This is a genomic window from Bordetella holmesii, assembly GCF_020735985.1.
GTDB classification, from domain to species: domain Bacteria; phylum Pseudomonadota; class Gammaproteobacteria; order Burkholderiales; family Burkholderiaceae_B; genus Bordetella; species Bordetella holmesii.
This window is the reverse complement of record NZ_CP085973.1, coordinates 2,939,981-2,964,936: the sequence shown is the minus strand read 5'-3', so window position 1 is coordinate 2,964,936 and position 24,956 is coordinate 2,939,981. Positions and strand designations below refer to the sequence as shown.

Annotated in this window: 21 protein-coding genes and 1 pseudogene; 12 read left to right on the top strand and 10 right to left on the bottom strand. The window is 63.2% G+C overall.

Annotation, left to right across the window (positions count from 1 at the left end):
* Positions 1–5: 5 nt before the first annotated feature.
* Genes LK440_RS14190 through LK440_RS14180 form a run of 3 tightly spaced genes read left to right on the top strand, consistent with a single transcriptional unit; the run spans position 6 to position 7,647 of the window.
* Complete coding sequence (locus LK440_RS14190) at positions 6–3,101, top strand: MdtB/MuxB family multidrug efflux RND transporter permease subunit (RefSeq protein ID WP_005018352.1); 3,096 nt, start codon at positions 6–8, stop codon at positions 3,099–3,101.
* On the top strand, positions 3,098–6,202 hold the full coding sequence (locus LK440_RS14185; RefSeq protein ID WP_005018356.1) for a multidrug efflux RND transporter permease subunit: 3,105 nt from the start codon (positions 3,098–3,100) through the stop codon (positions 6,200–6,202). Before LK440_RS14190 ends, LK440_RS14185 begins: the two co-directional genes overlap by 4 nt.
* Entirely contained in the window at positions 6,202–7,647 is a 1,446-nt protein-coding gene (locus tag LK440_RS14180; RefSeq protein ID WP_005018360.1) for an efflux transporter outer membrane subunit, read from the top strand. The genes LK440_RS14185 and LK440_RS14180 overlap by 1 nt, the downstream gene beginning before the upstream one ends.
* 8 nt (positions 7,648–7,655) lie before the next feature.
* On the opposite strand, the gene LK440_RS14175 is transcribed toward LK440_RS14180, so the two are convergent.
* The 9 genes from LK440_RS14175 to LK440_RS14135 form a co-directional block, all read right to left on the bottom strand.
* Positions 7,656–8,276 (bottom strand): fimbrial protein, encoded by a 621-nt coding sequence (locus LK440_RS14175; RefSeq protein WP_227944735.1) that lies wholly within the window; start codon positions 8,274–8,276, stop codon positions 7,656–7,658.
* 147 nt (positions 8,277–8,423) lie between these two features.
* Positions 8,424–9,017, bottom strand: a complete 594-nt coding sequence (locus LK440_RS14170) for a fimbrial protein (RefSeq protein WP_005020400.1) — start codon at positions 9,015–9,017, stop codon at positions 8,424–8,426.
* Positions 9,014–9,175, bottom strand: coding sequence for a hypothetical protein (locus LK440_RS14165; protein ID WP_227944734.1), 162 nt, complete (start codon positions 9,173–9,175; stop codon positions 9,014–9,016). Before LK440_RS14165 ends, LK440_RS14170 begins: the two co-directional genes overlap by 4 nt.
* A 120-nt stretch (positions 9,176–9,295) precedes the next feature.
* Complete coding sequence (locus LK440_RS14160) at positions 9,296–10,255, bottom strand: Nudix family hydrolase (RefSeq protein WP_005018369.1); 960 nt, start codon at positions 10,253–10,255, stop codon at positions 9,296–9,298.
* The gene (locus LK440_RS14155; RefSeq protein ID WP_005018370.1) at positions 10,248–11,114 is read right to left on the bottom strand and encodes an ATP-binding protein; all 867 of its coding nucleotides are present in this window, start codon (positions 11,112–11,114) and stop codon (positions 10,248–10,250) included. Before LK440_RS14155 ends, LK440_RS14160 begins: the two co-directional genes overlap by 8 nt.
* A 160-nt stretch (positions 11,115–11,274) precedes the next feature.
* Entirely contained in the window at positions 11,275–12,501 is a 1,227-nt protein-coding gene (argJ, locus tag LK440_RS14150) for a bifunctional glutamate N-acetyltransferase/amino-acid acetyltransferase ArgJ (RefSeq protein ID WP_005018371.1), read from the bottom strand.
* Positions 12,502–12,592: 91 nt separating this feature from the next.
* Positions 12,593–13,588 (bottom strand): hypothetical protein, encoded by a 996-nt coding sequence (locus LK440_RS14145; RefSeq protein ID WP_169510512.1) that lies wholly within the window; start codon positions 13,586–13,588, stop codon positions 12,593–12,595.
* Between the two features lie 59 nt (positions 13,589–13,647).
* Positions 13,648–14,133: a MarR family winged helix-turn-helix transcriptional regulator gene (locus tag LK440_RS14140; RefSeq protein WP_005018379.1), complete on the bottom strand. Its 486-nt coding sequence runs from the start codon at positions 14,131–14,133 to the stop codon at positions 13,648–13,650.
* 33 nt (positions 14,134–14,166) lie between these two features.
* Positions 14,167–15,036, bottom strand: a complete 870-nt coding sequence (locus LK440_RS14135; protein WP_005018382.1) for an alpha/beta hydrolase — start codon at positions 15,034–15,036, stop codon at positions 14,167–14,169.
* 257 nt (positions 15,037–15,293) lie between these two features.
* Here LK440_RS14135 and LK440_RS14130 point away from each other — a divergent pair.
* The 5 genes and pseudogenes from LK440_RS14130 (at position 15,294) to LK440_RS14110 (ending at position 19,876) form a co-directional block, all read left to right on the top strand.
* Positions 15,294–16,457, top strand: a pseudogene (locus tag LK440_RS14130) (ABC transporter substrate-binding protein).
* 62 nt (positions 16,458–16,519) lie between these two features.
* Complete coding sequence (locus LK440_RS14125; protein WP_005018384.1) at positions 16,520–17,440, top strand: branched-chain amino acid ABC transporter permease; 921 nt, start codon at positions 16,520–16,522, stop codon at positions 17,438–17,440.
* The gene (locus LK440_RS14120) at positions 17,440–18,396 is read left to right on the top strand and encodes a branched-chain amino acid ABC transporter permease (RefSeq protein ID WP_005018386.1); all 957 of its coding nucleotides are present in this window, start codon (positions 17,440–17,442) and stop codon (positions 18,394–18,396) included. Before LK440_RS14125 ends, LK440_RS14120 begins: the two co-directional genes overlap by 1 nt.
* Positions 18,393–19,178, top strand: coding sequence for an ABC transporter ATP-binding protein (locus LK440_RS14115; RefSeq protein WP_005018389.1), 786 nt, complete (start codon positions 18,393–18,395; stop codon positions 19,176–19,178). The genes LK440_RS14120 and LK440_RS14115 overlap by 4 nt, the downstream gene beginning before the upstream one ends.
* Positions 19,172–19,876 (top strand): ABC transporter ATP-binding protein, encoded by a 705-nt coding sequence (locus LK440_RS14110; RefSeq protein WP_005018391.1) that lies wholly within the window; start codon positions 19,172–19,174, stop codon positions 19,874–19,876. The genes LK440_RS14115 and LK440_RS14110 overlap by 7 nt, the downstream gene beginning before the upstream one ends.
* Positions 19,877–20,040: 164 nt before the next feature.
* Here the strand turns inward: LK440_RS14110 and LK440_RS14105 are convergent, their stop codons facing one another.
* On the bottom strand, positions 20,041–20,991 hold the full coding sequence (locus LK440_RS14105) for an IS481-like element IS481 family transposase (RefSeq protein WP_005016594.1): 951 nt from the start codon (positions 20,989–20,991) through the stop codon (positions 20,041–20,043).
* A gap of 198 nt (positions 20,992–21,189) precedes the next feature.
* Between LK440_RS14105 and siaA the strand changes: the two genes are divergently transcribed.
* The 4 genes from siaA to siaD are packed head-to-tail and all read left to right on the top strand — an operon-like array spanning position 21,190 to position 24,953.
* Entirely contained in the window at positions 21,190–23,178 is a 1,989-nt protein-coding gene (gene siaA / locus LK440_RS14100; RefSeq protein WP_017685436.1) for a biofilm regulation protein phosphatase SiaA, read from the top strand.
* A gap of 20 nt (positions 23,179–23,198) precedes the next feature.
* Positions 23,199–23,738 carry a biofilm regulation protein kinase SiaB gene (gene siaB / locus LK440_RS14095; RefSeq protein WP_005018396.1) on the top strand — a complete coding sequence of 180 codons (540 nt, stop codon included), beginning with the start codon at positions 23,199–23,201 and terminating at the stop codon, positions 23,736–23,738.
* A gap of 40 nt (positions 23,739–23,778) precedes the next feature.
* Positions 23,779–24,159: a biofilm regulation phosphoprotein SiaC gene (gene siaC / locus LK440_RS14090; RefSeq protein ID WP_005018398.1), complete on the top strand. Its 381-nt coding sequence runs from the start codon at positions 23,779–23,781 to the stop codon at positions 24,157–24,159.
* The gene (siaD, locus tag LK440_RS14085) at positions 24,159–24,953 is read left to right on the top strand and encodes a biofilm regulation diguanylate cyclase SiaD (RefSeq protein ID WP_005018400.1); all 795 of its coding nucleotides are present in this window, start codon (positions 24,159–24,161) and stop codon (positions 24,951–24,953) included. The genes siaC and siaD overlap by 1 nt, the downstream gene beginning before the upstream one ends.
* Positions 24,954–24,956: the final 3 nt, after the last annotated feature.

The following is a 24,956-nucleotide window of genomic DNA, read 5'->3' as shown; positions in this document are numbered from 1 at the left end:
GCGCCGTGAGCCCTTCACGCCTGTTCATCCTGCGGCCCGTCGCCACCACGCTGTCCATGGTGGCCATTCTGATTGCCGGCCTGATTGCCTATCGCCTGTTGCCGGTTTCGGCGCTGCCTGAGGTCGATTATCCGACCATCCAGGTCGTGACGCTTTACCCTGGGGCCAGCCCCGATGTGATGACGTCGCTGGTGACCTCGCCGCTTGAGCGGCAGTTCGGGCAGATGCCGGGCTTGAACCAGATGTCATCGACCAGCTCAGGCGGCGCGTCGGTCATTACGCTGCAGTTCAGCCTGAGTCTGCCGCTCGATGTCGCCGAGCAGCAGGTGCAAGCGGCCATCAATGCCGCGTCCAATTTGCTGCCCAGCGACCTGCCGGTGCCGCCGGTCTACAACAAGGTCAATCCGGCCGATGCGGCCGTGCTGACGCTGGCGATTTCGTCGCCAACCATGCCGTTGCCGCAGGTGCGCGATCTGGTCGACACCCGTATGGCGCAGAAGCTGTCGCAGGTGCCAGGCGTGGGATTGGTCAGTGTGGCGGGCGGGCAGCGCCCTGCCGTGCGGGTACAGGTCAATCCCCAGGCCCTGGCCGCAGCGGGCATGAGCTTGTCCGATCTGCGCACGGCGGTGGTGGGAGCCAACGTCAACCAGCCCAAAGGCAATCTGGACGGCCCGCTGCGCTCGACCACCATAGACGCCAATGATCAGTTGAAGTCGCCTACGGACTACAACGACCTCATCATTGCCTATAAGAACGGCGCACCCATGCGCCTGTCGGACGTGGCACAAGCCGTGCAGGCCGCCGAGGATACGCGCCAGGCGGCCTGGGCGGGCGACAGGCCGGCGATTCTGCTGAATGTGCAACGCCAGCCGGGCGCCAACGTCATCGAGGTGGTAGATCGCATTCGCGAAATGCTGCCGCAGTTGCGGGCCGCCCTGCCTGCCACCCTGGACATGCAGGTGGTGTCCGACCGCACCCAGACCATCCGCGACTCGGTCAAGGATGTCCAGCACGAAATGCTCATGGCCATTGCCCTGGTGGTGATGGTGACGTTCGTGTTTTTGCGCAGCGCCACCGCGACCTTCATCCCCAGCGTGGTGGTGCCTCTGTCGCTGGTCGGCACGTTCGGCATCATGTATCTGGCCGGGTTCAGCATCAACAACCTGACCCTCATGGCGCTGACCATCGCCACCGGTTTCGTGGTCGACGACGCCATCGTGATGATAGAGAACATCGCGCGGCATATCGAAGAGGGGGAGTCCCCCATGCAGGCGGCGCTCAAAGGCGCTTCGCAGATTGGCTTTACGCTGATCTCGCTGACGTTCTCGCTGATTGCCGTGCTGATCCCGTTGCTGTTCATGCAAGAGGTGGTGGGGCGGCTGTTTCGCGAGTTTGCGGTGACGCTGGCCGTGGCCATTCTGATTTCGCTGGTGGTGTCGCTGAGCCTCACGCCCATGATGTGCGCGCGCCTGCTCAAACCCGAGTCGGCGCAGCATTACGGGCGGTTTCATCAATGGACCGGCCGTCTCATCGACCGCATCATCGCCAGCTATGACCGCATGCTCACGGTGGTGCTTCGCCATCAGACGGCCACGCTACTGGTCGCGTTGGCGACCTTTGCCCTGACCGTGCTGTTGTACATCGTGATCCCCAAGGGTTTTTTCCCGCAGCAGGACACCGGGCTCATCCAGGGCATCACGCAGGCGCCGCAGTCGATTTCGTTCGCGGCGATGTCGCAACGCCAACAGCAGATCGCCGATCGCATCGCCCAGGACCCTGACGTCGCCGCCGTGTCGTCGTTCATTGGTGTGGACGGCAGCAACGCCACGGTCAACGCCGGGCGCATGCAGATCGCGCTCAAGACCCAGGCCGAGCGTGGCGCCGATCAAAAGAGCATCATGCAGCGGCTGCAGCATGCCGTAAACAGCATGAACAACGGCGTGACCCTCTATCTGCAGCCGGTGCAGGACCTGACGATCGAGGACCGTGTGGCCCGCACGCAATACCAGTTGACGCTGTCGAACCCGGACCTGGCCCAGCTCAGCGAATGGGCGCCCAAGCTGGTGGACCGGCTCAGCACACTGCCCGAGTTGGCCGACGTCTCGCATGACCTGCAGGACCAGGGGCTGATGACCTGGGTGGACATCGACCGCGATGCCGCTTCGCGGCTGGGCATTACGGCCTCGGCCATCGATGAGGTGCTCTACGATGCCTTCGGGCAGCGGTTGATTTCGACCATATTCACCCAGTCCAACCAGTACCTGGTCGTGCTGGAGGTGCTGCCGCAATTCCGGCGTGATGCCTCGGCGTTGGATCAGATTCATGTGCCGACCTCCAGCGGGGGGCAGGTGCCGCTGTCTTCAGTGGCGCGTATCTCGGAAGGGCATACGGTGCTGGCCATCAACCGGCTGGATCAGTTTCCCATGGTGACGGTGTCCTTCAACCTGGCGCCGGGGGCCTCGTTGTCATCGGCTGTCGAAGCCATCAAGACCGCCGAGCGCGATATCGGCATGCCGACGGCGATTGAGACGCGGTTCCAGGGCGCGGCCCTGGCATTCCAGAACTCGTTGACCAGCACACTGTGGTTGATTCTGGCGGCCATCGTGACGATGTACATCGTCCTGGGCGTGCTCTACGAGAGCTACATCCATCCGATCACGATTCTCTCGACCCTGCCTTCGGCGGGCGTGGGCGCCTTGCTGGCGCTGATGATCTCCGGCACCGAGCTGGACATGATTGGCATCATCGGCATCATCTTGCTGATTGGTATCGTCAAGAAAAACGCGATCATGATGATCGACTTCGCGCTGGAGGCCGAGCGCAAGCAGGGCCTGCCAGCGCGCCAAGCCATCCATCAGGCTGCCTTGCTGCGCTTTCGGCCTATTTTGATGACCACGCTGGCCGCGCTGTTCGGCGCCTTGCCTCTGATGCTCTCGAACGGCACCGGCGCTGAGCTGCGCCAGCCGCTGGGGCTGGTGATGGTGGGCGGGTTGCTGGTGAGCCAGGTGCTGACGCTCTTTACGACGCCGGTGATCTATCTGATGTTTGACCGCCTGTCACGGCCGCGCGGCGCGCACACGCAGGCGCGGGCCCAGCCATGATTCTGTCGGCGCCGTTCATTGTCCGGCCGGTTGCCACCACCTTGCTGGCGCTGGCCGTGGTGCTGGCGGGTACGCTGGCGTTCCGGCTGTTGCCGGTCGCGCCCCTGCCTCAGGTGGATATCCCGACGATTTCTGTGTCGGCCAGTCTGCCGGGCGCCAGCCCCGAGACCATGGCTTCGAGTGTGGCCACGCCGCTGGAGCGGTCGCTCGGCAGTATCGCTGGCGTGACCGAGATGACCTCGCGCAGCACGCAGGGTTCGACCCGGATCACGCTGCAGTTCGATCTCGACAGGAATATCGACGGCGCCGCACGGGATGTGCAGGCCGCGATCAATGCCGCGCGTTCGCTGTTGCCCACCAGCTTGCGCAGCAATCCCACGTATCACAAAACCAACCCGTCGGCCGCGCCCATCATGACGCTGGCCATGACGTCCAAGACGCTCAGCCAGGGCCAGCTGTATGACCTGGCCTCGACCATCGTGGCGCAGAAGCTGGCCCAGGTCAACGGGGTGGGCGAGGTCACGGTGGGCGGCAGTTCGTTACCGGCCGTGCGCGTGAGTCTGAATCCCGGTGCGCTGGCCAATCGGGGCGTATCGCTGGACCAGGTGCGGCAGACGCTGTCCAACGCCAATGCCTTGCGGCCCAAGGGTGTTCTGGAGAACGACGAGTATCACTGGCAGATCCTGGCCAGTGACCAGCTCAACCGCGCCGAGCAGTATCGGCCGCTCATCGTCGCCTGGGTCAATGGCGCGGCGGTGCGGCTGTCGGATGTGGCGACGGTCGAGGATTCGGTCGAAGATCTGTTCCAGACCGGGTTCTACAACGACGGTCAGGCCATCTTGCTGATTCTGCGGTGGCAGGCCGACGCCAACATTATCGAGACCGTCGATGCCGTGCGCGCGCAGTTGCCGCAACTGGCCGCGTTGCTGCCTGGCGATGTGGATCTCCTGGTGGCTCAGGACCGTACGCCCAGCATCCGGGCCTCATTGCACGAGGCCGAGGCTACCCTGGTGATTGCCGTGGGGCTGGTGGTGCTGGTGGTGCTGCTGTTTCTGAGGCGCTGGCGCGCGGCCATCATCCCATCGGTGGCCGTGCCCGTGTCTCTGGTCGGGACGTTCTGCATCATGTATCTGTGCGGCTATACGCTGAATACCATCTCGTTGATGGCGCTCATCGTGGCCACCGGCTTCGTGGTTGACGATGCCATCGTCGTGCTTGAAAACATCATGCGACACGTCGAGTTGGGCGCCTCGCCCATGCGGGCGGCGCTGCGCGGCTCACGGGAAGTTGGCTTTACGGTGCTGTCCATGAGCCTGTCGCTGGTGGCGGTATTCATCCCCATCTTGCTGATGGGCGGCGTGGTGGGGCGCTTGTTCCGAGAGTTTGCCGTCACGCTGTCGGCGGCGATTCTGGTGTCGCTGGTGGTGTCGCTGACCCTGACGCCGATGATGTGCGCGCGTTTGCTGCGCGCCGAGTCGCCCGAGGCGAAAAAGCCCGTCGGGCGCGCGGGTGCTGCCATCGGACGCTTTTTTGATGGGCTGCACGACGGTTATGCCCGTTCCCTGCAGTGGGCGCTCAACCACGGCAGGCTGATGATCGCGATCCTGTTGGGTACGATCGCCTTGAACGTCTACCTCTATACCGTCATCCCCAAAGGGTTTCTGCCGCAACAGGATACGGGGCAACTGCTGGGCTTTTTCCGGGTGGACCAGGGCACATCGTTTCAGGCCACGGTGCCCAAACTGGAGTATTTCCGCAAGATCATCACGGCGGACCCCGCCGTGCAAAGTCTGACCGCCTATGCGGGCGGGCGTGGCGGCAGCAACACCAGTTTCATGCAGATTCAGCTCAAGCCGCAATCGGAGCGGGGCGTCAGCTCCGAAGAGGTGATCAATCGCCTGCGGGGCCGGCTGCAGCGCGAGCCCGGCGCACAGGTGTTTCTGGTATCGCAGCAGGATATTCGCATTGGCGGGCGGCAAAGCACCGGTTCATACGACTACACCCTCATGTCGGGCGATCTGGCCCTGCTGCGCACCTGGATGCCCAAGGTGCAGCGTGCCATGGCCGAGTTGCCGGAGCTCACCGATGTCGATGCCGATGTCGAGGACAAGGGGCGGCAGATCAACCTGGTCATCGACCGCGAGAGTGCCACCCGTCTGGGTATCAATATGGCGACCATCGCCGCCGTGCTGAACAACTCGTACAGCCAGCGTCAGGTGTCCGTGATGTACGGGCCCCTCAATCAGTATCACGTCGTCATGGGTGTGGATCAGAAGTTTGCCGAGGATGCCGAGTCGCTCAAGCAGCTGACGGTCGTGGCCGCTGACGGCAGCCGTGTGCCGCTGGCCGCGTTTGCCCGGCTGGAGGTGGGTAATGCCCCCTTGAGCGTCAGCCATCAGGGCCTGTTCGTGGCCGATACGATCTCTTTTGGCACCGCGCCAGGTGTTTCGCTGGAGCAGGCCACACGAGCCATCGATGCGGCGGTGGCCCGGATCGGATTGCCGTCAGATCAGATTCAGGCAGGTTTTCAGGGGACGGCGGCCGAGCTGCAGAAAACCCTGGCGCGCCAACCCTGGCTGATCCTGGCCGCGCTGGTCGCCATGTATATCGTGCTGGGCGTGCTCTACGAGAGCTATATCCATCCGATCACCATCCTGTCGACGCTGCCTTCGGCCGGGATCGGTGCGCTGCTGGCCTTGATGGCGCTGAATACTGAGTTCACCCTCATCGCACTGATCGGCGTATTTCTTCTGATCGGCATCGTCAAGAAAAATGCCATCATGATGGTCGATTTCGCGTTGGCGGCGCAGCGCCAGCAGGCTATGACGCCACGCGACGCCATCTATCAGGCTTGCCTGACGCGGTTTCGGCCGATCATGATGACGACGCTGGCGGCCATTTTTGGCGCATTGCCACTGGTGCTGGCCACCGGTGCCGGAGTGGAAATGCGCCGGCCGCTGGGTATTACCATCGTCGGCGGCCTGGTGCTCAGTCAGGTGCTCACGCTCTACACCACGCCGGTTGTTTACCTTTATCTCGACCGTTTTCGTATCTGGGCCAATCGCCAGCGTGCGGCCCGTCCTGAACCCGAACATTCATGATGCCTAAGCTCCTTCCTGCGCGAGTATTGCCTTTGGCGCTGGCTGTCCTGCTGGCAGGCTGCGCCGTGGGTCCCGACTACAAGCGGCCCGAGATCGACGTGGGCGTTTCCTTCAAAGAGGGCCAGCAGACGGTGCCAGGCTGGCGGCAGGCGCAGCCCGCCGATGGCGTGGTGCGTGGCCAGTGGTGGTCGATCTATGGCGACCCGGTGCTCGATGGTCTGATGCAGCGGCTGAATCAGGCCAACCAGACCATCGCCCAGGCCGAGGCCAATTACCGTCAAGCTCAGGCTCTGGTCGGAACGGCGCGGGCCGGCTTTTTCCCGACGGTGGGTGCGTCCTCGGGGCTGACCCGATCCGGAGGTGGTTCATCTTCGAGTGCCACCACGGTGGGCAACCAATACGCGCTCAGTGGTAGCGTGAGCTGGGAGCCAGATCTTTGGGGGCGCGTGCGGCGCGAGCTGGAGTCCAGCCGTGCCAGCGAAACGGCCAGCGCGGCGGATCTGGCCTCGACCCGGCTGTCGGCCCAGGCCGCCCTGGCGCAAAACTACCTGCAGGTCCGCGTGCTGGATGAGCAGAAGCGTTTGCTCCAGGCAACGGTGCAGGCCTATGAGCGCTCGCTCACGTTGACCCGCAATCGTTATGAGGCGGGCGTGGCCGGCAAGGCCGATGTGGCGGTGGCGCAGACGCAGCTGGAAAGCACGCGCGCGCAATCGCTGGATCTGGATTGGCAACGCGGCCAATATGAAAACGCGATTGCCGTATTGATTGGTACGGCGCCCTCGCAGTTCTCATTGGCGGTGGCACCTTTTACCCAGCAATTGCCGCAGATCCCGGTAGGTTTGCCCGCCGCGTTGTTGCAGCGCCGCCCGGATGTCGCCGCGGCCGAGCGGCGTGCCGCGGCCGCCAATGCCGAGATCGGCGTAGCCACGGCAGCCTGGTTTCCTGATCTGACCTTGTCTGCATCGGGTGGTTTTCGCAGCGGGCAATTCGCTGACTGGTTGACTGCACCGGCTCGCTTCTGGTCGCTAGGTCCGGCGCTGGCGCTGACGATTTTCGATGGCGGCGCCCGCGAGGCGCAGATTGCGTCGGCGCGCGCCAGCTATGACGCCCAGGCAGCGGCTTACCGGCTGTCGGTGCTTACCGCACTGCGCGAGGTTGAGGACTATCTGGTGCAGTTGCGCGTCATGGAGCAGGAACAGCAAGTGCAGCGTCGCGCGCTGGAGTCTGCGCGCGAGTCCATGCGCCTGACGCGCAACCAGTACGAGGCCGGGCTCGTGGACTATCTGAGCGTGGCCGTGGTCGAGGCCACCGCCTTGTCCAGCGAGCGCAATGCCATCAGCTTGCTGGGCAATCGTTTGATCGCCAGTGTGCAACTGGTCGCCGCGCTGGGCGGCGGCTGGGATGGCCTGACGCCGACCGAATCCGGCCCGCCGGGCCGGCCCTGAAGTCGCTGTCAGGGATAGACGACGCTGTACTGCACGAAGGTGAGCAGTTTGCCGGCGTGCAGTGGGTTGGCCGTGGTCCGGATGTAGCGCGCCAGGTAGCGCAGGGTGGCAGTCTTGGTCGTGTTGCCCGACAGCGGAACGCTTTGCGCGTTCTGCTCTTGGACCGGTTGGCCCAGTTTGATGACGCTGCCATTCAGATTGGTCAACTGTATCTGGACGTTGTTGAACAGGATGGCCTGGCTGCGATCGGGGATGCTGCTGGGGATACCGGTAGGCAGCACCTCGTTATAGGCCATCAGATTGCCCGTGCCGTAGTCGGTGGTGGCACCCGGTTCGAAGTAGGCGTTTACTGTACCGCTCAACGAGTCGGGGCAATCTGAAATCCGGATGGCAAAAGGCGTTGCACCGGCCGTGCTGTTGATCTCCTTGAGGGCCAGCGGGCCGATACGAGGCAAGGTCACCACAAGGTCATGCGGCGGATCTTTGCTGTCGATCTTGCAGGTCTGGTCGGTGATCTCGCCCGTGATGGTGATGGTGCCATCGACGGCTTGCGCAGCGGGCGCGATGCACAGGGCCGCCATCAGCCAGACGCCGCGTGTTTGTAGACGAGTTGCGGGGGCTAGGTTCAAGAAGCGATTCCTTCATGTCGCGAGTGACCAGATGCAGATTTCACCGCAGCGTGGCTTCGGAAGGGGCCGAGGATGGCGTCAGTTCCGGCCCCAACGAGGTGTGTGCTGCCGGCGGAATAAGATCATCGGCATGGAGCCCCGCCATGGTCAGGGATATACGATGGAGTATTGGACGTAACTCACCAATTTTCCCGCGCTGATGGCGCTGCTGCCGGTCTTGATATAGCGCGCCAGATACTGCAGGGTGGCCTTGTTGTTGGTGATGGTCGTGTCCTGTGCCGCCTGTGAGGCTTCGGGTTGACCCACCTTGATGGTCGTGCCCGTCGGGTTGGCCAATTGGATCTGCACATTGTTGAAGACGGTCGCGCCTGTGCGATCCGGGATGCTGGATGCGGCATTGGTTTGCGCATTGGCTTCGGTGTAGGCGATGAGATTGCCTGTGCCGTAATCCGTCGTTGAGCCGGATTCAAAGAAGGCTTTGACCTTCTGGTTGTTCAAGGTTTGCGGGCAATCGGTGAGTTGGATGATAAAAGGCGTGGCGCCCGCGGTGTCATGGGTGTTTTTGAGCGCTTTGGTGCCAATCTTGGGCAGGTTGACGATCAGATTGTGCGGCGGGTCGGCGTTGTTGATCTTGCAGGTCTGATCGGTGATCTCACCATTGATGGTGATGGTGCCGTCGACTGCGCGCGCGGGGGTGGGCATCATGCCCATGATCGCCAACGTGGCGGCGACGTACTTCACGCATTCAATTGCGGATTGCGGATTGCGGATTGCGGATTGCGGATTGCGGATTGCGGATTGCGGATTGCGGATTGCGGATTGCGGATTGCGGATTGCGGATTGCGGATTGCGGATTGCGGATTGCGGATTGCGGATTGCGGATTGCATGGTTTTTTCATTGCTGTCTAACCGTTGGGCAATCCAGTATGGCCGCAGCGGGGTTCGGAAACAGCGGAAAAGCCTCGCTGAATCCGCGACCTCAAGGGAGGCCGCCCCGTGTCGAATCGGACGCGGCCGCGTCAGCCTAGCAAGCCGCGTATGCCTGCCACGCCGTGAGCGCCATGTGCCTGGGCCTGGTCCAGCGTCGCCAGCGACTGGCCGCCTAACGCGAAGACGGGTAGCCCGGCATCACGGTTGGCAGCCTCAAAGCCCGCCCAGCCCAGTGGAGTCTGGCCCGGATGGCTGAGTGTGTCGGCCACCGGGCCCAGCACGGCAAAATCGGCGCCGAGCTCTCGGGCGTGAACGATCTCGGCGTGGTTGTGCGCCGAGACCCCGACGAGACTGCCCTCGGGCAGCAGCGGGCGGCTATGCAGAGCCGCCGCGTCGCTGGCGCGCAGATGCACGCCGTGCGCCTGCTGCCACCAGTCCTGCGGATGCACGCTGTTGACCAGCAGTTGCGCGCCGGCCCGGCGGCAGAGATCGAGGGCCGTTTCAAAGCCCGCACGAGACGCCGCCGGCCCGCCCGGCCAGGCAGGTTCGCGCCACTGCAGGAGCTTGAGTCCGTTTGCCAACGCGCGTTCGAGGCGCTGCGTGAAGGTCGGCATGGCTTCGGGTGAGCCCACGGCGCTGATGGCATACGTCTGGGGCAGTCGCAGCCAGCGCAAGGGGGGCAGGGTGGCCGGCAAGAGCTCTCCCACCTGGGCGGCATGGCGCGGGTCCACCCAGGCCAGGCGCTGGTTTTCCAGTCCGCGCGGCTCGCCTGTCCAGCCCGTGACGAAGCAGAAGGCCAGCCGCACCGTGGTGTGCGGGTAGGCATGGATGTAGCAGACCCAGCGCCGCGAGTCGGTCACGGTGATGCCGAGTTCTTCCTGCAGCTCGCGCGCCAGCGCCTGGAGCACCGTCTCGCCCGGCTCCAGTTTGCCGCCGGGGAGTTCCCACCAGCCTGCCCAGGGCTTGCCCTCAGGACGTTGCCCCAGCAACAGTTGGCCGTCTGGCCGCAGGATCAGGCCCGCGGCTACGTCGATGATGTTGTCAGACATGGCGGGCGGCCCAGTCGCGGGCGAACTGATAGGCCACGCGTCCGGAGCGCGAGCCGCGCTCCAGCGCCCATTGCAGGGCCTCGGCGCGCGACGGCTCGATCTGATCGGCCGGGCAGTTCAGTTCGCGCAGCCAATGATGCACGATGTCCAGATAGTCGTCCTGCTTGAACGGGTAGAAAGACAGCCACAGGCCAAATCGCTCGGAGAGCGAAATCTTTTCTTCGACGGTTTCGCCAGGATGGATTTCGCCATCGGCCTGGTGCTTGGCCTGAAGGTTTTCGCTCATGTACTCGGGCATGAGATGGCGGCGATTGGAGGTGGCGTAGATGAGCACGTTGTCGCCGCCTGCGGCCACGGATCCGTCGAGCACGGACTTGAGCGCTTTGTAGCCGGCTTCGCCTTCTTCGAACGACAAGTCGTCGCAGAATACGATGAAGCGCTCGGGACGGTTGGCCACCAGCTCGACGATTTCGGGAAGGTCGCCGAGGTCGCTTTTGTCGACTTCGATCAGACGCAGGCCGCGTTCGCCATAAGTGGCCAGCATGGCCTTGACCAGCGAACTCTTGCCGGTGCCCCTTGCCCCGGTCATCAGGACATTGTTGGCCGGTTTGGCGTCGAGAAACTGGCGTGTGTTGCGATCGATGATGTCTTTTTGACGTTCGATGTGCTGCAGGTCGTCTTTCTGGATGCGTGCGACATGGCGCACCGCATCGAGCCAGCCACGGGAGCCGCGCTTGCGCCAGCGAAACGCCTGGGCGCTCCAGTCGATGTCGGGCGGAGCGGGCGGCAGCCACGCCTCCAGTTGCGCGAGCACCCGCTCGGCGCGGGCGATCAATTGAGTGAAGTCAGTTGCGGTCACGGTGTTTCCTAGGAGGGCAGCGCTGGGAGGTGTCCACAGCGGGTCTGATGAGGACGCCGGCGCCGGCCAGGAGGTTGCAAAGGACGCGACGGCGAGCGCGCGCTGCACGGGTCGTGCGACGCGCGCAGAACAGGCTTGGAGCCCGTTCTGCGCAAGCGGATCAGGAGCGATAGTCGGCGTTGATGCTGACGTACTCGTGCGAGAAATCGCAGGTGTATGCGGTGTCGCAGGTCTGGCCGCGACCCAGGGCGATGCGGACCAGGATTTCGGCTTGCTTCATGATGCGCTGGCCGTCTTCCTCCCGGTACTCGGGATTGCGGCCGCCGTCCTTGGCGACCAGCACATCGTCGAGCCAGAGCTGGATCTTGCTGGCGTCGAGGTCCTCGATGCCGGCGTAGCCGATGGCCGCCAGAATCCGGCCCAGGTTGGGGTCGGAGGCATAGAAGGCCGTCTTGACCAGAGGCGAATGGGCGACCGCATAGGCGACCTTGAGGGCCTCTTCGGTATTGCCCGCCGTTTCGACGCGGATGGTCATGAACTTGGTGGCGCCTTCGGCGTCACGCACGATTTTCTGGGCCAGATCGGCCGCTGCTTCGGTCAGCGCCTGACGCAGCGCGGCGTAATCGGCATCGCTGGCCGAGTCGATCTGCAGGCCGGACTGACCCGTCGCCACGACGATGAACGAGTCGTTGGTGGAGGTGTCGCCGTCGATGGTGATGCGATTGAACGATTGATTGGCCAGATCCAGCGCCAGCGTGTCCAGCAACGGCTGGACAATGCCTGCGTCGGTAGCCAGAAAGCTGAGCATGGTCGCCATATTGGGGCGGATCATGCCGGCGCCCTTGCTGATGCCGGTGATGGTGATGGTTTTGCCGCCGATCTGAACGCGGCGCGAGAAGATCTTGGGCAGCGTATCGGTGGTCATGATGCCGTGGGCGGCGTTGAACCACTCATTCGGGCCCAGCGCCGCCACGGCCTTGGGCAGGCCGGCCAGCAGGCGGTCCATCGGCAGGGGCTCGAGAATCACACCGGTCGAAAACGGCAGTACCTGATCGGGGGACACGCCCAGCAGTTTGCCCAGTTCGGCGCAGGTGTCCTCGGCGTTCTTCAGGCCGGGCTCGCCCGTGCCTGCATTGGCATTGCCCGTATTGATGACCAGTGCCCGGATGGCGCTGGCCTTGGCCAGATGGGCCTTGCTGACCTGAACGGGGGCCGCACAGAAGCGGTTGCGCGTGAAAACGCCCGCCACGGTGGCACCTGGCGCCAGACGCATGACGGTCAAATCGCGGCGGTTGGCTTTGCGGATGCCGGCTTCGGTTACGCCGATTTCGACACCGGCAACGGGAAAGATTTCGGATTCGGGAGGAATCTGGAGATTAACGGCCATGGGTACGTCTCGCTGGGCTGGGCGGTTGCGGCCGCCCGAAGGGGGCGGCGGTCAAAGTCATTATTATCCCATCGCTGGAAGACGGGGGCCGTCAGGGGCCTACGCGCATGCTGGCGACATCCAGCACGCCTGCGGCGCGATTGTCCAGCACCGCCCGCACCAGGCCATCCGGGGCTTGCAGCACCGACTGGCCCGCGGCCACGTCGCTGCCGCCGCTGCGGCGCGCACTGCGTCCGCGCGATGGCGAAAACAGCAGGTCGCCGGGTTGGGCGCCGGGGACGTGGGTGCCGGCCAGCGTGACGCGGGTGCCCGCGGGGTAGGTCATCTCACCCCGCGCGGATTCATGGGCCAGCAGGCCTTCGAATCCAATGCGGCGACGATCCGGGGCCAGGCGGACATCGGTCTTGAGCAGATCCAAACCGTCCACGCGGAACGCTTCGCTGCCATCAGTGCGCAACAGCCAGCCTTCGGGGGTGGACTGCAGCCAGGTGCCAGTCGGCAGCTTCTGGGCGTCGAGCTCATTGCCGGAGGCCAGATGGCAACTGGCAAATTGCGGGGTGTTGTGGTCGACGCGAAATTCAACCCGGTGGCCGCGGCTGCATGTCCAGCCTGAAACTGACGCGTCGCCGGCCAACCCGATTGACCAGGATGTGGCCGTGCCATCGGCATCGAAGTGCCGTACGAGTTGCGCTGCCTTGATTCCGGCTACCGGAGTCGGCGCCGGGAAAATGGCCTGATCGAAGCTGTCTGGCTGGCCGGCCGTACGCAGGCGCAATTGAGTGCCGGCCGGCATGTGCACGCCGGCCAGATCACGCGCCTGCTCCAGGACGGTGCGGCGTGCTGCCTCGGCCCGCGCCTCGCGTTGTCCCTCGACCCAGTTGCTGAGCTGTTGATACGGGAAGATGGCGCCGACGCCGGCCAACAGTGCCATGAGCAGCGCGCCGATCCGGCGGTGGTCAGCCAGCCAGAGGCGTGCGTCGAGACTGCGCACCAGCGTGGCCCCCCAGGTGAGCAGGGTCGCCAGACAGACCAGGGACAAACCCATGGTCACATAGAAATTACCGCCAGGCAGGGATACCGGAATCATGCGGGGCATTATGCGCTTTTTTGCTTGCCGTCTGCCGGTGTGGGCAGCGGCAGTCGGCCCTATTGTTGCCCCTGCCGCGCCACGACCTGAAGTTTGAGTTCGCCCAGTGCCTTGTACAGGGCATCGCGGCTGCCTTCGGGCAGGTCGCCAAACATGGTCTTGACCCAGTTCTCGTGCGCACGGGCCATACGGGCGAACACCCGTTTGCCTTGCGGAGTGAGTTTGAGCAGGGAGCTGCGCCGGTCCGTCTCGACCTTGGTGCGCACTACCAAGCCTTCCTTTTCGAGCTGATCGGTGATGCCGGTGATGTTGCCGTTGGTCACCATCATGTGGCGTGACAGTTCGCCCATCTTCATGCCCTTGGGCGCGCGCTGCAACTGTGCCATCAGGTCAAAGCGCGGCAGCGTGGTGTCGAACTCGTTGCGCAGGCGGCTACGGATCTCCGATTCGATCAGGTTGCAGCAAGTCAGCATGCGCAGCCACAACCGCAGGGCATGATGGTCTTGCGGCGCGGCGCGGCTTTCCAGATCGGGCGTATCTGTCATAGGAGTCTCGGCGGAAAGTCAGAGTTCTGCTGGCTATGCACGCAGACCCATCTGCTCAAGCACGGCGCGGGTGTGAGGCGCTTGCGCGTCGTTGAGCTTGAGCACCAGGTCGAAGTGATTGCTATCGGGCACGTCGACGTAGTGCGCGGGATAGCCGGCAGCTTGCCATTGTGAGAGATAGTTGCGGCTCTGGCGTTTGAATTCATCGGTTTCGGATTCGCCGTAAGCGACGATCAGGGGGCAGCCACGCACGGTCAGCGGCAAGAGCGCGGGACTGTTGCGTTCGGCGTCGGCCTGGCTCATGTGCATCCAGGCATTGATATGGGTGTGGATCAGGGGCCGCAAATCGTACAGGCCGGACAAGGCGCAGGCGCCGTGTATGGCGTCGTCGGGCAGCCCATGAGCGTTCTGCCAGCCAGCCGCCAGCAGCATACCGACCAGATGGCCGCCGGCAGAACTGCCGCAGATATGTATGCGCCGCGGGTCGCCGCCATACTGCGCGATATGGGTGTACACCCAGGTCAGTGCGCGCCGCGTCTGATCCACGATGCGATCCAGCGTGACGCTGGGCGCCAACGAATAGTTCAGGACCACGACGGTGGCTCCTGCGGCGGTGAAGGTTGGCGCCATATTGCAGGAGTCATCCTTGGATAGCGCGCGCCAGTATCCACCATGGATGAAGAAGAACACCGGAGCGTCTGATTGCGCGGCTGGGAAGATGTCGAGCCGCTCGTCGGGATGAGGTCCGTAAGAAATGTCTGCCAGGCAGTGCAGGGCATGCCTGGCTTGGCGGCTTTCGTCGGTGTACTGCTTGAGTATCGCCTGGATGTCGGGTACTGTCGCGCGTGCGTTGTATTGCACGTCCAGTGCACTGCGGTCGTAGTTACGGTAGAGCATGTTCATCGGCGCGTGTACCTGGCATTGAAGGCGGGTCTCGGGGCAGGGAAATCTGCCGAGTCTTCGGGCAAACCCTAGACTTGTTTTGTCGAATACTTTAAACCTAAACTATGCCGGATGCCAGTTTTTCTCCGGGATTGCCGCCCGGAGGGCCGCCCCGGGGATCGCAACGCGGGCGCTGCGGGCATTGCCGCAAGACTCGCCCAACCATTCGAACGCCGCGAACAATATCTCTGCCGCGCTCAGGCGCAAGGAGCTCCACCATGCGTTTTCTCCCCTCCGTTCTGGCCGCTGCCATGCTGGTGCCCGCTCTGGCTTCGGCCGAGAGTGTCAAGGTCGGTATCGCCAATGATATTTCCGGCCCGTTCGCGGCGCTGGGCGCCGAGGCCCGTGACGGCTTCAATCTGGCCATCAAGCAACTCGGCGGCAAGCTGGGCTGACAGCAGGCCGAGTTTCTGCAGACCGACATGGGCGGAAATCCCGATCAGGCCCGGCAGCTCGTCACGCGTTATCTGCAACGCGACAAAATCGATTTCTTTACCGGTCCGATCGGCTCGAACGTTGCGCTGGCCGTTGGCCCGGCGCTGTTTGCCGCCAAGGTCCCGTATCTGTCGAACAATCCCGGCCCCAGCCAGTTTGCCGGCTCGCAATGCAATCGCTACTGGTTTGGACAGTCCTACCAGAACGATGCCTTCCATGAGACGGCAGGAAAAGTCGCCGCCGACCGCGGCTTCAAGAAGGTATTCATCATGGCGCCGGACTATCCGGCCGGCAAGGATGCGCTGACCGGTTTCAAGCGCGGCTACAAGAACGCGGTGGGCGAAGAGCTCTACACCAAGTTGGGCCAGCTGGACTATGCCGCCGAAATCGCGCAGATCCGTGCGGCCAAGCCGGATGCGGTCTACATCTTCTTGCCCGGCGGGATGGGAATCAACTTCGTCAAGCAATTCGTCTCGTCAGGATTGGCCCAGGGCACGGCCCTGATCGGCCCGGGCTTTTCTGCCGACGAGGACGTGATCCAGGCCGTGGGCGAACCCATGCTCGGCATGTACAACACGGCGCAATGGGCTCACGACCTCGACAATGCGCAGAACAAGCAATTCGTCGAGGCGTTCCGCAAGGAATACAACGGGCGTTATCCCTCGGTGTATGCCGCCCAGGCCTATGACGTCATCATGGCGATGGACGCCGCAGTCAAGCAGGCCGGCGGCAAGGCCAGCGATCGTGATGCGGTGGTTGCCGCCCTGCAGAAAGCCGATTTCTCTTCCGTGCGCGGTCCCTTCACTTACGGCAAGAACCACTATCCCATCCTGTCTTACTACGTGCGCGTGGTCGACAAGGATGGCAATGGCCGCATTACCAACAAACTCGCCGGAAAGGTGTTCGACAACTACCAGGACGTCTACGTCGGCGAGTGCAAGCTGTAATCCCATAAGGGGAGGAAAGCGGGCGGCGTGACCGCCGCTCGCGGCACACGGGGAAAGGGTTCATGACGTTCACGCTGGTCGTCGAGCAGCTGCTCAATGGTCTCCAGTTCGGGTTGATGTTGTTTTTGATCGCGGCAGGCTTGACGCTGGTGTTCGGGATCATGGATATCATGAATCTCGCGCATGGTTCGCTCTACATGGCGGGCGCTTATGTCGCCGCTGAAACCATGCAGCGTACCGGTTCTTTTACCGCTGCCGTGGCGGTGGCGGCCATTGCCACCGGCGTGGTCGGCGCCTTGCTCGAGCTGGTTCTCATCCGCCGGCTGGCCGTGCGGGACCACCTGGCTCAGGTGCTGGGCAGTTATGCCGTCATCCTGATCGCCAATGATTTGGTCAAAATGATCTGGGGCCCGGCGCCCATGATGCTCAACATGCCTGCTGCCTTGTCCGGCCCGGTGCGCCTCTTGCCCGACCTGCTGTATCCGGCCTATCGCCTGATGATCATCGTTTTCGGGCTTGCCGCGGCCGCTGGGCTTTATTGGTTCGTCACCCGCACTCGCGCCGGCATACTGGTGCGCGCCGGGGCATCCAACCGGCAGATGGCGACGCTGATGGGCGTGCGCGTACCGGTACTGTTTCTGGGCGTTTTCACACTGGGGGCCATGCTTGCCGCGGTCGCTGGCGCCTTGTTGGGGCCGGTGACCGCCGTGCAGATCGGCATGGGCGAGGAAATTCTGATCCTCGTGCTGGTGTGCATCGTCATCGGCGGCATCGGATCCATACGCGGCGCCTTTGTCGGCGCCTTGCTGGTAGGTATGGTGGATACGGCTGGCCGGGCCTTTCTGCCCATGCTGCTGCGCCAGGTTTTCTCGCCGGCGGTCGCCTCCAGTGTCGGACCGACGCTGGCGGCAATATTGATCTACGTGCTGATGGCCGCGATTCTGGTGTTCCGTCCATCGGGTCTGTTTCCGGCGCGGGGCTGATGATGAGCAGAAGCCTGATTTGCAGTGTGCTGCTTCTGGCCGCCTTGGCCGTCTTCCCGCTGGTCGCTCCGGCCCTGGGCCTGGATTTTTACATTTCCTTCGTACGCCGCGTGCTCATCTATGCCCTGGCGGCCACCAGCCTGAATCTGGTGCTGGGCTATGGCGGCATGGTGGCGCTGGGGCTCGCGGCCTTTTTCGGTGCTGGCGCCTACGCCGTGGGGATGCTGGGTGCCGCCGGTGTCATGTCCGCGCTGATCGTCTGGCCAGCGGCGATGCTGCTGGCCGCGCTACTGGCCTGGGTGATAGGGGCGATCTCGCTGCGCACGCGCGGTGTGTACTTCATCATGATCACGCTGGCCTTTGCCCAGATGGTGTACTACATCTTCATCTCGTTGCGGCAGTATGGTGGCGAGGACGGCCTCAATTTGAGCGGTTATTCGACCTTGCCCGGCTTGGACCTGAGCAATGACGTCGTGTTCTATTACGTGGTGCTGGCCGTTCTGATGCTGGTGATGGCCGGCTTTAGCCGGCTGGTGGCGTCGCGTTACGGCATGGCGTTGCAGGGCGTACGCGAAAACGAAGGCCGCATGGAAGCACTGGGTTATCCCGTTTACCGCATCAAGCTCACCGCCTTTGTATTGAGCGGCGCGGCGGCCGGTCTGGCCGGGGCGTTGCTGGCCAATCACAACCTGTTCATCTCCCCCACTCTGATGCACTGGACCCAATCCGCCAACCTGCTCATCATGGTGTTGGTCGGCGGCATCGGCCTGCGTTATGGCGGCGTGGCAGGGGCAACGGTCATGCTGGTGCTGGAAGAGGTATTGCGTCAATGGACGGAGTACTGGCATCTGCCTTTGGGCCTGTTGCTGCTGGCCGTGGTGTTCGGTGCGCCACGCGGTCTGGCCGGCCTGGCCGCACCGTGGTTTGCCAGCCGCCAATCGAAGGCACCATCATGACCCTGCAGACGACCCCCGCGTTGCGCGCTACGGGGCTGGTGCGACGCTTCGGCGCCTTGCTGGCCACCGATAACGTCAACCTCACCTTGGAGCCGGGCGAGATCCATGCCTTGATAGACCCGAACGGAGCGGGCAAGTCCACGCTCATCCATTTGCTGTCGGGCACCCTGGCCACCGATGCCGGCACCCTGATGGTGGGTGACACCGATCTGACGTCCTTCTCGGCGCATGAGCGCGTAGCCAGCGGTCTGTCGCGCTCATACCAGATCACCAATATTTTCCGCGCGTTTACGGTCAGAGAGAATCTGCTGCTTGCCGTGCAGGCGCACGCCGGCAGTAGCTTCCGTTTCTGGCGTCCACGTCAGGCCGAGCCCGGTCTTCAGGAGGCGGCAAACGCCCTTGCCCTGCAATGCGCCATCGATGCCAGCCTGATGGATCGCCAGGCTGGCACGTTGCCCCATGGCGAACAGCGCAAGCTGGAGTTCGCGCTGGCGTTGGCGGCGAAACCGCGTGTGTTGTTGCTGGACGAACCCATGGCGGGCATGGGGCCGGACGAGACGTTGCGCCTGACGGAGCTGATCGAATCCTTGCGCGGCCAGGCGGCGATGCTGCTGGTCGAGCACGACATGCAGGCGGTGTTCCGGCTGGCGGATCGGATCTCGGTGCTGGTCTATGGCCGCATCATCGCAACAGGCACTCCCGACGAAATCCGCGCCAACGCCGAGGTGCGCCAGGCCTATTTGGGTGACGACGGCGAGCACGCGCAGGAGAGGACATGCTGAACATTCGCGCAGCAGCCAGTGGTTATGGTGCCAGCCAGGTGTTGTTTGGCGTGGATTTGCAGATAGGCGCGGGCCAAGTGGTGACGTTGCTGGGCCGCAATGGGATGGGCAAGACGACATTGTTGCGCACACTCTTTGGCCAGCTCCCCTTGCGGGCCGGCAGCATCGAGTTCGCCGGCCGCGATGTGAGCGGCTGGAGTCCGGACCGTGTCGCACGCAGCGGGCTGGCGCTGGTGCCCGAAGGGCGGCAGTGCTTCCCGAATCTGACTGTGCGCGAGCACCTGACGGCATTCGTGGCGCGCCGCAATCCGGACATCGGTCTGCCCTGGACGCCGGAACGCGTCTTCGAGCTTTTTCCGCGTCTGGCTGAACGCGCAGGCAACATGGGCAATCAATTGTCGGGTGGCGAGCAGCAGATGCTGGCCATTGGTCGCGCCCTGGTGACCAACCCCCGGCTGCTGATCCTCGATGAGGCCACCGAAGGTCTGGCGCCGAAAATCCGCGAAGAGATCTGGCAATGCCTGGCGCGATTGCGGTCTGCCGGACAAACCATTCTGGTCATCGACAAATATGTGGAGCGCTTGCTGGCGCTGGCCGACCGCCATGTCATCCTCGAGCGCGGCAAGGTCGTCTGGAGTGGGGACTCGCGCGCGCTGGACGCGGATCGTACGCTCTGGGAACGCTATCTGGGGGTTTGAGAACGGATGACCCGGTGGGCGAAAAAATCGTTTAAATCTGATATTTAACGAAACAATTGCGGCTTTGAGCCAGTTTTTGCGCAATAACTTGATATAGTCAACAGTTATTGTGTTCGCATGTTTCCATACCCGTTTGAGCCATCTACACTAGCGGCGCCTTTTGCCTAGCTGTGAACTGTCAATAGGTTGTATTCGTCCAGGTTGAGTCTGGAGATGGGTACAGCGCGCCCGATGCCTTGGTGGGGTCGATGCCAGTTGTAGTGGTGTAGCCAGGATTTCATGGCATCGGCTCGGTGTTGGGAGTTCTGGTAGGTGTGAGCGTAAGCCCACTCACGCAAGGCCGACTGGATGAAGCGTTCGGCCTTGCCATTGGTCTGTGGGCGGTAAGGTCGGGTAAAGCGGTGCTTGATGCCCAGCTCATGGCACAGCGCGGCGAAGGCGCGGCTGCGAAAGGCCGAGCCATTGTCGGTGAGCAAGCGCTGGATGGTCACGCCCAGGCGCTGGTAGTAGGCCACTGCGTCCTTGAGGAACTGGACGGCGCTGGGGAAGCGCTCGTCGGGGTGGATGTCGGTGAAGGCCACGCGGGCGTGGTCATCGATGGCCACGAAGACGAAGTCCCAGCCGGCCCCCTCAACGGTATCGCGTCGGTTGCCCGTGACCCGGTGGCCAGGGCGCTGGATACGTCCCAGCTTCTTGATGTCGATGTGCAGCAGATCGCCGGGGGCCTGATGCTCGTAGCGCACCACCGGCTCGGCCGGCTCCAGGTCGGCCAGGTGCGACAGACCGGCGCGGGCCAGGACGCGGCTGACGGTGCTGGCTGACACGCCCAGCGCCTGGGCGATGCGCACTTGGGTCAGCCGCTTGCGGCGCAGCTCCACGATAGCCAGCGCCTTGGCCGGCGCAATCGCTCGGGGCGAGACCGTCGGGCGCGAGGACGCATCGGCCAAGCCCGCCTGGCCCTGAGCCAGAAAGCGGCCCAGCCATTTGCGCACAGTCGGCGCGGTGACCCCATAGGCGCGGGCCGCTTCAGGCACACAAACTTGATGGGCGATCAATTGCTGGACCATTTCGAGGCGACGTAGGAAGGTCAATCGGGCATGCTTATGGGTGTTCATCCGGCCGGGCTCCTTGAGTGAACTGGGGGGTTGGCGATTTCCAGTTTCTCAAATCCGGTTCGGATGAACCATGCATACAACCTATTGAATCTTCACACCTAGCGGTCAAATCGCGCAGGCACAACGTAGGTGGGGATATAGGCAGGCCCGGCCGACGGTCCCCGCCGTGGCAGGTTTTGGTGGCCGCTCGGAGAATGTATGGCGAAGTGGGGTTTGCGTAAGAAGTCCTTCATGGCGCTGCTGCTGGCATGCATCGTGATGCTCGCGCCGGCGATTTTGATCACCTGGTTTGTCTTCGATGGCGTGCGAGATCACTTTGGCCGCGCTTTCGCCGAGAATTTCACGCAGCTGAGCCGGCAGCGCATTCTGGCGCCGGTATCGCGCGAGATGGCTTTGTCCACGCGGCTGGCCAATAGCGAAGTGACCCGGCGCTGGCTGCACAATGAAAACGATCCGGCCGCCCGTGAGCTTTTCTTTCGCGAAGCAGAGGGCTATCGGCGTGATTTCATGGGCCACGCCTATTTCATTGCCAGCGCCGACAGCGGCAATTGTTACTACAGCGACGCCACCGGACAATCCGACTTGCCCCGCTACACGCTGAGCCGGGATGCCACGGATGACGGCTGGTTCTACGCCTCGCTGAAGTCGCCCGACAGCTACAACATCAACGTCAACCCCGACCTCAAGATCAAGACCACCAAGGTGTGGATCAATGTGCAGATCCGCGACGGTGATCAGGTGCTGGGCCTGAGCGGAGCGGGGCTGGATGTGGGGGGCTTTCTGCGCGAATTCGTCGACAGCGGCAGAGCCGGGGTCACACCTGTCATCATTGATGAACAAGGCGCCATACAAGCCTACAAGGACGCCACGCGCATCGCCTACAACTCGGGCGCGCAGGGGCAGGCCAAGGAGCACGGCCAGATCTTCAGCCTGCTCGATGCAGGCGATAGCCGCCGCAATCTCGAGGCGGCCATGCAGCAGGCCAAGGAGGAGCCCGACGGCGTGGCCATAACCTGGGCCACGATAGACGGCGTGCGCCAACTGGTGGCCGTGGCCTATATGCCGGAGCTGCGCTGGCATGCCGTCACGCTGGTCGATTTTGGCGCGGCCCGCCTGGTGGATCCGGGATGGCTGTGGCCCGGTATCATCGGCCTGGCGGCGCTGTTCATAGCGCTGGTGCTTTGCTTCGGGTTTGCCATCGAGCGCCTCATGCTGCGGCCGCTGCGGCGTCTGCAGCAATCGGCGCGCGCCATCGCCGACGGCAGCTATGAGGTAAGCCTGCCGCCCGGTGGTCAGGACGAAATCGGCGACCTGAGCGGGGCCTTCGGCGTGATGGCCGAGAAGGTGCGCAAGCACACTGCCGAGCTGGAGAGCAAGGTGCGCGAGCGTACCTCGGCGCTGGAGATGGCCAATCGGGAAATGGCTGCGGCGCGCAAGAAGATCGATGCGTCGATCGATTACGCCAGCCTGATACAACGGGCCATCTTGCCGGATCGTCAGATGACGCAATCGCTAGGGGCACACCATTTTGTGCTCTGGAAGCCGCGCGATGTCGTCGGCGGTGATTTCTACGTCTTTCGCTCCGACGGCGCCAATTGCCTGTTGGGCATCATGGACTGCGCCGGTCATGGCGTGCCGGGTGCCCTGATGACGATGCTGGCGCGGGCAGCCATCGATCTTGCGGTCAGCGAAGCCGGGCCGCGAGACCCGGCTGCCATTCTCAAGCGCACCGATGGGGCCATCCGCGCCATGTTGACCGACGCGCAACTGCCGCGGGCGCTGGCGACCAATACGGACGCCGGACTGGTTTATATTGACCGCGAACACCGCCGCCTTATTTATTCTGGCGCGAAGATCTCCCTGTATGCCAGTAATGGCGAGGACGCGCGTGAGGTCCACGGCGCGCGCCGGGCTCTGGGAGACAAGCGCATCGGAGAGTACGAGAACCTCGAGCTGCCACTGCAATCGGGCTGGACGTACTACCTGGTGACCGACGGTTTTCTGGACCAGGCCGGCGGCGAGTTTGGTTTCGGATTTGGTAATACCCGCTTCGCGGCCATGCTCAAGCGCCATGCGCGACGCTCGATGGACGAGCAGGCTCAGGCATTTTCCCAGGTTCTTGCCGAGTATCAGGGAGAGCTGCCGCAGCGAGACGACATCACTTTGTTGTCTTTCCGTTTCGATTGAATTTTTTCTTGGGGTAATGCATGAACGCTGCCGATCTCTATGCGCTGGGTGAGCGGTTCGATCAGAACCGCGTCCTCCTGTGCTTCAACGGTCCGATCTCCCGCAGCTTGATCGAAGAGATCGGCAATGCGCTCAAGAACTACCTGAGTGCCGAGCATGCGCGGCCGGCGGAGGCCATGGATGTATTCTCGGTCTATATCGAGATGGTCCAGAACATACGTCAGTATGCGGCCGCCAATGACGCGGCCGAGGCCCGTGCCACGGTGGTCATCGGTCGAGGCGGAGAGAATCGCTATGAAGTCTCGGCGGGCAACCTGGTGAGATCCGAAGACGGGCAGGCGCTGGTGCGCCGTATTGCCGAGTTGGCAACCCTGGACAAGGCCGCCTTGAAAGCCGCCTACAAGGCGCAGTTGCATAAGCCGCGCGACCCAGGCGCGGCCAGCGGCGCAGGCCTTGGCCTGATAGATATTGCGCGTCGCGCTGGCGCCCCGCTGCGGGCCAGCCTCAGTCCCAGTGCGCAGCAGGGCTGGGATTTCTTCAGTCTCAGCGTGGAGATCTGAGGCCATGCAAGCGCCCTCGCAAGCAATTATGGAGCGATCTATGAGTAGTGACTTGAACATCGCCGGGACTCAGTCCACGCCTGCTATCCGTACGGACAGCAGCGCCGGGTTGCTGGTCATGGCCGGCGACTCCTATCCTGAAAACTCGTTTGAGCTTTTCGGGCCGGTGATCGAATGGGTGGAGAACTTCCTGACCGGCACCAGCCAACCCTTGCGCCTCGAATTGGAGTTGCTGTATCTGAATACGAGCAGCATAAAGTCGGTCATGGATATTTTCGACATCCTGGAATCCTTCCACCAGAAAGGGCACAGCGTGGCTGTCACCTGGTACTACGACACGCGCAATGAGCGGGTGGGCGAGCTGGCCGAAGAATTCAAGGAAGACTGCACCTTTCCGTTCTCGGTCGTCGGGCGGTCATGATGGCCGCCAAGTCCGACCTCGACCGGCAGATTGCCGATTTGTTGGCGGACCCGGCGTATGAGGGCCATCCTCTGCGCGTGGCGCTGGAGGCGCTCTGGAAACAGGCCAACGAGCATATGGTCCGTATCGAGCGGGTTACGCAGATCTCCGATGCCTATCAGTCAATGGCCCTGCAGCGCGAGCAGGGGCTGTACGAGCGTTTTGACCGCCAGTTGCAACGGCTGGCCCGCATCGCACGCATCTCTGATCACTACCAGAGCATGATGCGAGATCTGAACCATACGCTGGAGGAAACCTCGCGGCGCGATCCCCTGACCGGTCTGTTCAACCGCCGTGCGCTCATGGACATCATCCGCACAGCTGTCGAGCGTTCGGATGCCAGCGGCAGGACGTTCGTGATCGCGATGCTGGATGTCGATCATTTCAAATCGGTCAATGATCGTTTTGGGCATGAGACCGGGGACCGGGTGCTGGTGGAGCTGGCCGGGGTTCTGCAGCAAAGCATGCGCGACAGCGATCATTGCGGACGCTGGGGCGGAGAGGAGTTTCTCCTGCTGTTGCCCGATACGGATCTTGCTGCCGCCCAACTGGCCATGGACAGAGTCGTTGGCGCGGTGCGTGCGCTGAGCATCGGCGTCAGTGGCGACGTGCTGCGGCTGACGGTCAGCATTGGCATGGCTGATCACCAAATGGGCGAAAGTCTGTCCGAGACCCTGAGCCGGGCAGACCAGGCGCTGTATCTGGCCAAGCACGATGGCCGCGACCGCGTCGCGTTGACCGGCGCCGCGCGTTGATCT